Below are 8284 nucleotides of genomic sequence, written 5' to 3' on the forward strand. Positions count from 1 at the left end.
AGTTACGACAACTTCGGTGACAACGAACGCCTGGTTTTTGATTAAGTTATGCCACATAAAATCAAGGAGAAATAAAATGATTCAAACCAAAAATTTGAAAAAAATCTACACCACCGAGGAGGTTGAGACCTCGGCGCTGAACCAGATCAACCTCTCGGTCAAGGAAGGCGAATTCGTGGCCGTGATGGGGCCTTCGGGCTGCGGCAAATCGACCCTGCTCAACATCCTCGGCCTGCTCGACAATCCCAGCGAAGGCGAGTACCACTTCGTCGGCCACGAGGTTTCCAAGTACTCGGAGCGGCAGCGCGCCCATTTGCGCAAGGCCAACATCGGCTTCGTTTTCCAGAGCTTCAACCTGATCGACGAGCTGACCGTCTTTGAAAACATCGAGCTGCCGCTGCTCTACCTGAAAGTCGGGAGCGGCGAGCGCAAGAAAAAGGTGCTCGAGGTCATGGAGCGCATGCAGCTGATCCCGCGCAAGAACCACTTTCCCCAGCAGCTGTCCGGCGGCCAGCAGCAGCGCGTGGCCGTGGCCCGCGCCCTGGTGGCGCGGCCGAAGCTGATCCTCGCCGACGAGCCCACCGGCAACCTCGATTCGGCCAACGGCGACGAAGTGATGAACCTCCTTTCGCAGCTGCACAGCGAAGGGACGACCATCGTCATGGTCACCCACTCCCCCGCCTACTCCGAATTCGCCCAGCGCGTGGTGCACCTGTTCGACGGCCATATCGTCACCGAGAATTTCAACCAGAAATTTCATGTTTGAGCCCGAAGCGGAGGCCGGATACCGCAGAGCGGAAACCGGCAGCTCAAAAAAAGAAGGAGAGCAATATGAGTCAACATATTTTAAAAAAACCAACCCTTGATCTCGGCGCCCTAGAGATCGACATCCAACACCGGCTGCAGCGGGGGAAGACCAGGATGCTGATCACCCATATTCTTCTTTTCATCGCGGTGGCCAGCACGTTCCTGATCGCTACCGCAGGAAAGTATTGAGGTAAACCATGATCAAGAACTATTTTAAAGCCGCCTTGCGCAACATGCGCCAGCATAAGGGGCTCTCGTTCATCACCATTTTCGGGTTCGCGGCCGGGCTCGCCTGCTGCCTGCTGCATCCTGATCACGCTCTATGCCATCGATCAGCTCAGTTTCGACCGCACCCACGCCAACGCCGAGCGCATCTACCGCGTCGGGATCATCGGCGCCTTGAATAACAAAGCCATGGAAGCTCCGGTATCGTGCGCTCCCCTAGCCGAGGCCATGAAACGGGAGATTCCGGAAGTGGAGGCCGTTGTCCGTTTTCTCGGCGGCAGCCGGGGCGCCCCGGTGGTGCGCTACAAAGACAAGGTCTTCAGCGAAGAACGCTTCTACTGGGCCGACCCCACTTTTTTCGACGTCTTTAGCGCGCCGTTCATCAAGGGCGATCCGCGCACGGCCCTCAGCCAGGCCAACTACGTGGTCTTGACCAGCTCCATGGCCAAAAAATACTTCGGCACCGAAGACCCTCTCGGCAAGACCATCAACACCGACAACCGCCGCGATCTCGTTGTAACCGGAGTGGTGCCGGATGTGCCGCGCCAGTCCCATTTCCACTACGATTTCGTGGGCTCGCTGGCCGTATTTGAAAACAGCCGCAGCACCTCTTGGATCGGCAACAACTTCTATACCTACTTGACGCTGCGTCCGGGCGCCTCGGTGCTGGACGTTGAAGATAAGCTCCAGGGACTCGTGCGCCGCAATGCCGGCCCGCAATTCGAGAAAATGTTCGGCGTCACCTGGGAGCAATTGCTCAAGAGCGGTGCCAAATATCGCTATTTCCTGCAGCCGCTCACCGCCATCCATTTGCATTCGCACCTCGAGTTTGAATTGGAAGCCAACGGCGATATTTCGACCGTGTACCTTTTTTCGTTGGTCGCTTTCGGAGTGTTCTTGTTGGCCTGCGTCAATTTCGTCAACCTGACCACCGCCCGCGCCGCCACCCGGGACCGCGAGATCGGCATCCGCAAGGCCATCGGCTCGGGCCGCGCCCAGTTGATCCGGCAATTTCTCTTCGAATCGTCGCTGACCAGTTTCCTGGCCATCCTCCTGGCCCTGATCCTGGCCGTCCTGCTGCGTCCGTTCTTCAACCAGCTGGCCGGCGCCAATTCGGAAATCGTGATTCAGGGAAATCCCTGGCTGCTGCCGATCCTGCTGGCATTGCTGGTCCTGAGCGGGCTGGTGGCCGGCGCCTACCCGGCCTTCTATCTCTCTTCGTTCCGCCCGGCGCTGGTATTGAAAGGACAGCCGGGCGGAGTCAAGGGCAAATCATGGCTGCGCAGCCTGCTGGTGGTTTTCCAGTTCACCATGTCGATCGTCCTGATCATCGGCACCCTGGTCATCAACCGCCAGCTGCACTACATGCAGAATAAAAAGCTGGGTTTCGACAAGGAACAGGTGCTGGTCGTCAAAAAGACCGACGACCTGGGCAAACAGGTCCAGGCCTTCAAGCAGGAACTGCTCGGCAATCCCGACATCACGGCCGTCAGCAATTCAGCGAACCTGATGGGCGACCCCGCCTTCGGCGATAATCTCTACAATGTGCCCGGGGGCAGCGGAGTGTCCCAGTATATCCTCTGGACGATGTTCGCCGATGAAAGCTTCATGAACACTTACGATATCAAGATGGCCGCCGGCCGTTTCTTTGAAAAGGACCGCCAGAGCGATCTGCAGGGCGTGGTCCTCAACGAGACCGCGGTGAAGGTCCTGGGCTTGACCGACCCGGTCGGCAAGGAATTGCTCCTGATGATCGGCAGGGAAAATAAACCAGCCAAGATCACCATCCTGGGCGTGATGAAGGATTTTCACTTCCAGTCCCTCCACGACGAGATCCGGCCGCTGGCCTTCCACTGCTTCGGCCCCGAAGGGTTCGGGAAGATGGTCTCCGTCCGCTTCCGCACCGCCAATATTCCGGCCCTGCTGCGCTCAATCGAGAGCACCTGGCGGCGTCTCGCCAAAGGGCAGGCTTTCGAATACGAATTCTTCGACGAACGATTTGCCGCGAACTACAATGCCGAACGGAATACGGCCCGGCTGCTCACGGCGTTCTCCATCCTGGCCATCGCCATCGCCTGCCTGGGGCTGCTCGGCCTGGCGACGTTCGCCACCCAGCAGCGCACCAAGGAGATCGGCATCCGCAAGGTCCTAGGAGCCTCGGTGCTCAACCTCAGCCGCCTGCTCTCCAATGAGTTCCTCAAGCTGGTGCTGCTGGCCAACCTCATCGCCTGGCCCCTGGCCTATTTTTTCATGAACCGTTGGCTGCGCAGTTTCGCTTACCGCGCCTCCCTGGGTTGGGAATTGTTCTTGTTCTCCGGTGTGCTGGCGCTATGCATCGCCCTGTTGACCGTGAGCTACCAATCGATCCGCGCCGCCCGCTCCAACCCGGTGAACAGCCTGCGAAATGAATAAAGGGGGCCGGTCTGCAAATGGCGCCTTTTAAGGTGTAACATGCTTAAAAATTTAGTCAAACAAACCCTGAGGGGATTGAGCCGGGACAAGTTCCATTCGTTGATCAACATCTTCGGCCTGGGACTGGGGATCGCCTGCTGCCTGATCGGCCTGTTGTTCGTCCAAAGCGAACTGCGTTATGACAAGCATCATACAAAGCACGGGCGCATTTTCCGCTACGGCGTGGAGATGACCATCGGCGGCGTGACCAGCATCCAGAGCAGCTGCAACCCGGGCGCCGGGCCGCTGCTGAAAGATTTCATCCCCGAAATCGAATCGCTTGTCCGCATCGGCTATCTGGGCGAAATACTGGTCAAGGACAAGGACCGCGCTTTCTCCGAGGAAAATTTGATTTGGGCGGATCCCGGCATTTTCAACATGTTCAGCCATCCTTTTGTGTATGGGAATCGGAAAAACGCTTTGAACCGGGACAACACCATGGTGCTGACCCAAACCCTGGCCCAGAAAATATTCGGCCATAAAAACTCGCTCGGCGAGGTATTGGAAATAGAAAACCAGGGCCAGTTCGAAATCACCGGAGTGGTGGCCGACCCACCCGACAACGACCAGCTGCAGTTTTCCGCCCTGCTCTCCTTTTCCACCCAGTTCAAGGGCCTCAACCAGACGGAGCTTTATCAGCCATCGAGGCTATCCGGGGACATGGGCTACGATCTGTATTTTCTATTCGCCCCGGGATTCACGGCAGCGGATTTTGATAAAAAAGCGAAACAATTCTACGACCGCTTCATGGCAGCCACGGACCACATCCATTACCGCTCGCTGGTGGAACCCCTGACCGCTGTTCACTTGCAATCCCGCATCGACAGTGTCCAGGCCGCTGCAAATTCCCGTTTTTTATTCTGGTTCTGCGGGATCGTGTTGTTGATCCTGTTTCTGGCTGGTGTCAATTATGTCAACCTGACCACCTCCAGGGCCGGCAAGCGCGCCAAGGAGATCGGCGTCAGAAAAGTCATCGGCTCGAGCCACGGACAGCTGTTGGTTAATCTGTTGGGAGAATCGCTGTTTTTCGTTTTTTTAGCCCTGCTGGCCGGGATCGTTTTGGCACACGGCATTCTGTCCCTGACCCCGCTGAACCAGGTGGTGGGGAAAAAACTGGCGGTGAACATTTTTTCAAACCCTTTTTTGCTGCTGGGTTTGCTGGCCATCTGGATCATCGTCAGCCTGCTGGCCGGCCTGTATCCGGCTTTTTATTTGGCGCGTATTTCCCCCATGAAAACACTGGCATCCAGATCGGGAGGCCAGCGCTCGGGACGCTTCATCCGCCAGGGCCTGCTGGTGGTGCAGTTCGTCATCGCCATCGGCGCCATTGCCCTGACCTTGCTGATGAACCGCCAGTTGAACTTCATTAAAAGCAAAGACCTCGGTTTTACCAAGGACCCCGTCATCCTGGTCAACGTCGGGGATGCTAATCTGCGCAAGCGCGGCGGCGCTTATAAAAATGAAGTCCTGCGCCTGCCCGGCGTCGCCGCGGCTTCCTTTTCCGATTCCGTGCCGGGGAGCGGCTTCACCGGCAATGCCTTCCAGTGGGAGAGCAACACGGGCGAGATGCAAATTTTCGCCTTCGGTACTTTGCAAGCCGACAAGGACTATTTCCAGACCCTGGGGATTCACATCGTTGCCGGACGCAATTTCTCACGGCCGGCAAACGCCCAGGACATGGAGAAAGGCACCATGGAGTTCATCGTCACCGAGAACCTGGTCAAAGCCCTGGGCTGGAAAGACGCCATCGGCAAGCGTAACCAAGTCGGGACCGTGGTCGGCGTGGTGCGCAACTTCCATTACAGCCCGCTGCACCGCGACGTCCGGCCGACATTTATCGTTCAACCGCGGGAGATACCGCAGTATCTCAACGTGCGCCTGCGCGGAGGACAAATCCGGGAAACGCTGGCAGCGCTGGGTTCGCAATGGAAGACCTTCGCCCCCGGCTATCCCTTCGCCTATTCCTTCCTTGATCAGCGGCTGGCCCGGTTCTATGAGCAGGACCAAAAACAGCAGAAACTGGCGGCCATCTTTTCCGCCCTCTGCCTGCTGATCTCCTGTTTGGGCCTGTTCGCCCTGGCCTCATTCCATATCGAGCAGCGCACCAAGGAGATCGGTATCCGCAAGACCCTCGGCGCTTCGGTTGCCAACCTGGCGCTGTTACTGACCGGCAAGTTCGTCTTCTGGGTATTGCTGGCCAATGCACTGGCCTGGCCATTGGCCTACTGGGCCATGAAACAATGGCTGCAGAACTTTGCCTATCGCACCACGATCAGGATCGATATTTTCCTGCTCTCAACAGCTTTTGCCTTGCTGCTGACCCTGTTGACTGTAGGTCTGCAGGCCGCCCGCGCCGCCCGGCAAAATCCGGTCGAGAGTTTACGATATGAATAAATGGAGTGAGCCATGTTTCAAAACTACCTGAAGGTCGCCTGGCGCAACATCGCCCGCCACAAAGGCTATTCCTTCATCAACATTTTCGGTCTGGCCGTGGGCATTGCCTGCTGCATCCTGATCATGGTCTGGGTGCAAAACGAACTCAGCTTTGACCGTTTCAACTCGAAAGCGGACAGGATCTACCGCCTGTACCATGAGCTGACGCTGAACAGCCAGACCCGGACGGCTCCGCTCACCAGCACGCCCATGGCTCCGGCTTTGCGCCAGTCTTTTCCCGAGGTCGAGAATGCGCTACGGGTATCCCCATTCGGAAACACCATAGTGAAATACGGGGAAAGAGAATTCCGAGAAGACCAGGTGGTTCTCGCCGACAGCTCGATCCTTGACGTCTTTTCGTTGCCGATGGTCCAGGGCGATCCGCACTCGGCACTGAGCGCCGCTTACTCCGCCGTCATTACCGAGAAAACAGCGCAGCGCTATTTCGGCGCAGAGAACCCTTTGGGCAAGCTCTTGAAATTCGGAGACGGCCACGAATACGCGGTCACCGGCGTGATGGCAAACATACCCGCCAATTCACACATCAACTTCGATATCCTTTGCTCATTCGCCTCCTGGATTGCCGAAAACAAGCCTGCGGCCGAATTCTGGGGCCAGATCAACGTTGTTACTTATATCCTTCTGGCTCCGGGAACGGATTTGAACCTATTCACGGCCAAGATGGAGCGCCTGGTCAATGAAAAATTAGGCAAGGACCTGAAAAAGGTCGGCGGCAGCCTGAAGTTTTACCTGCAGCCGCTAACCCGCATCCATCTCCATTCGAATTTCGATTTGGATTTTTCCAAAATCGGCGACATCAAAACCGTCTATCTTTTTTCCGGGGTCGCGCTGTTTATCCTGTTCATCGCCTGCATCAATTTTATCAACCTGGCCACCGCCCGCTATGCCAATCGCGCCATGGAAGTGGGTTTGAAGAAAACGCTGGGGGCGTCGAGGGGTTCTCTGATCAGGCAATTCCTGGGGGAGACATTTTTTGTCACCTTCCTGGCCGTGCTGTTCGCCTGCCTTTTGGCAGCGCTGGCCCTGCCCATCCTGCGCTCGGTCAGCGGCCAGGAATTTTCCCCCGCTATCTTCCTGCAGCCTTTGTACTTGCTGAGCTTCGCCCTGTTTGTCATAGTGGTCGGGGTGGTAGCCGGCAGCTATCCGGCGTTCTTCCTTTCATCGTTCGATCCGGCGCAGACGCTGAAAGGCAAACTGAAAGCCGGCGCCGCCAGCTCCCTGTTCCGCAGAATTCTGGTAGTCGGCCAGTTCGCCGTATCCATCGCCCTGGTCATCGGCACGCTCACCATCTTTGAACAACTGCGTTTCCTACGCAACAAGAACCTGGGATTCGACAAGGAGCAGGTGCTGGCGCTCACCCTGCCGCAAAACAAGACGATTTCGCCCGCTACGGTCCGGGACGAAATGGCCGCCGATCCGGGTGTCGTTTCTGCGGGCTTGTCTGCCGAATTGCCGGGCATGGGTCTCAGGATAACCAATTTCATTCCAGAAAGGCGTACTGAAAAAGAAGGGCTGCTCATGCAGTTCATGGAAATCGACGACCATTTCCTGCCCGCACTGGGCATCAAGATCGTCCGGGGCAGGAATTTTTCGCCCGGCATGAAAACAGACCCCGCGGATGCCGTGCTGATCAATGAGACCGCAGCAGCGCAGCTGGGCTGGGAAGACCCGATAGGAAAGAGCATCTCCCGATCGGCCCGCGGCGCAAATGGACAGCGGAATACGATTTCTAAAAAGATTGTCGGGGTCGTCAACGATTTTCATACCCTCTCCTTGCATCAAAAAATCGAGCCGCTGGCAATCGCCAACGCCCCGGAAAACTCAGCTTTTATTTCCCTGCGCCTCTCTACAAATCATATTCAGGAGACCATTTCCAGGCTGAAGGCAAAGTGGCAGCGGATTTTCCCCGGCCAGGCTTTTGATTCATTTTTCCTGGATGAATCCTTCGGCCGCATGTACCAGGCGGAAGAGCGATTCAACAAGATTTTCACCTCGTTCGCCGTGCTGGCCATCTTGATATCCTGCCTCGGACTGTTCGGGCTCGCCGCTCCGGATCATCTTTCTCCTCTCCAATGAATTCAGCAAATGGGTCCTGATCGCCAATATCATCGCCTGGCCGCTGGCCTATTATTTCATGAACCGCTGGCTGCAGACTTTTGCCTACCGCACCACGATCGGTATCGGCATTTTCTTCTTTTCGGGCCTGGCCGCCCTGATCATCGCCCTGCTCACCGTGGGTTACCAGTCGGTCAAAGCCGCCCGCGCCAACCCGGTGGACAGCCTGCGTTACGAATAACCAAGGAGGACTAAAATGAAAGAAATCACTTTGCAAATCACGGTTCTGGAA

General features: G+C 56.7%; 6 protein-coding genes. All 6 read left to right on the plus strand.

The annotated features are described in order from the left end of the window. Positions 1-76 precede the first annotated feature (76 nt). The 6 genes from NTW95_00535 to NTW95_00560 all read left to right on the plus strand — a co-directional run bounded on the left by NTW95_00535 (position 77) and on the right by NTW95_00560 (position 8233). Complete coding sequence (locus tag NTW95_00535) at positions 77-766, plus strand: ABC transporter ATP-binding protein (GenBank protein ID MCX6555912.1); 690 nt, start codon at positions 77-79, stop codon at positions 764-766. Positions 767-831: 65 nt separating this feature from the next. Next, the gene (locus tag NTW95_00540; GenBank protein ID MCX6555913.1) at positions 832-996 is read left to right on the plus strand and encodes a hypothetical protein; all 165 of its coding nucleotides are present in this window, start codon (positions 832-834) and stop codon (positions 994-996) included. Between the two features lie 138 nt (positions 997-1134). Continuing rightward, positions 1135-3444: an ABC transporter permease gene (locus NTW95_00545; GenBank protein MCX6555914.1), complete on the plus strand. Its 2310-nt coding sequence runs from the start codon at positions 1135-1137 to the stop codon at positions 3442-3444. A gap of 39 nt (positions 3445-3483) precedes the next feature. Next, entirely contained in the window at positions 3484-5877 is a 2394-nt protein-coding gene (locus NTW95_00550) for an ABC transporter permease (protein ID MCX6555915.1), read from the plus strand. Between the two features lie 12 nt (positions 5878-5889). After that, positions 5890-8013, plus strand: a complete 2124-nt coding sequence (locus tag NTW95_00555) for an ABC transporter permease (GenBank protein ID MCX6555916.1) — start codon at positions 5890-5892, stop codon at positions 8011-8013. 58 nt (positions 8014-8071) lie between these two features. Then, the gene (locus tag NTW95_00560; GenBank protein ID MCX6555917.1) at positions 8072-8233 is read left to right on the plus strand and encodes a hypothetical protein; all 162 of its coding nucleotides are present in this window, start codon (positions 8072-8074) and stop codon (positions 8231-8233) included. Positions 8234-8284 lie beyond the last annotated feature (51 nt).

It is taken from the genome of Candidatus Aminicenantes bacterium (genome assembly GCA_026393795.1).
Lineage (GTDB): Bacteria > Acidobacteriota > Aminicenantia > UBA2199 > UBA2199 > UBA2199.

What these genes read in the sequence shown, in the direction of transcription:
- NTW95_00555 (MCX6555916.1), top strand. Translation starts at nt 5,890, where the DNA reads ATGTTTCAAAACTACCTGAAGGTCGCCTGGCGCAACATCGCCCGCCAC.
- NTW95_00535 (MCX6555912.1), top strand. Translation starts at nt 77, where the DNA reads ATGATTCAAACCAAAAATTTGAAAAAAATCTACACCACCGAGGAGGTT.
- NTW95_00550 (MCX6555915.1), top strand. Translation starts at nt 3,484, where the DNA reads ATGCTTAAAAATTTAGTCAAACAAACCCTGAGGGGATTGAGCCGGGAC.
- NTW95_00540 (MCX6555913.1), top strand. Translation starts at nt 832, where the DNA reads ATGAGTCAACATATTTTAAAAAAACCAACCCTTGATCTCGGCGCCCTA.
- NTW95_00560 (MCX6555917.1), top strand. Translation starts at nt 8,072, where the DNA reads ATGAACCGCTGGCTGCAGACTTTTGCCTACCGCACCACGATCGGTATC.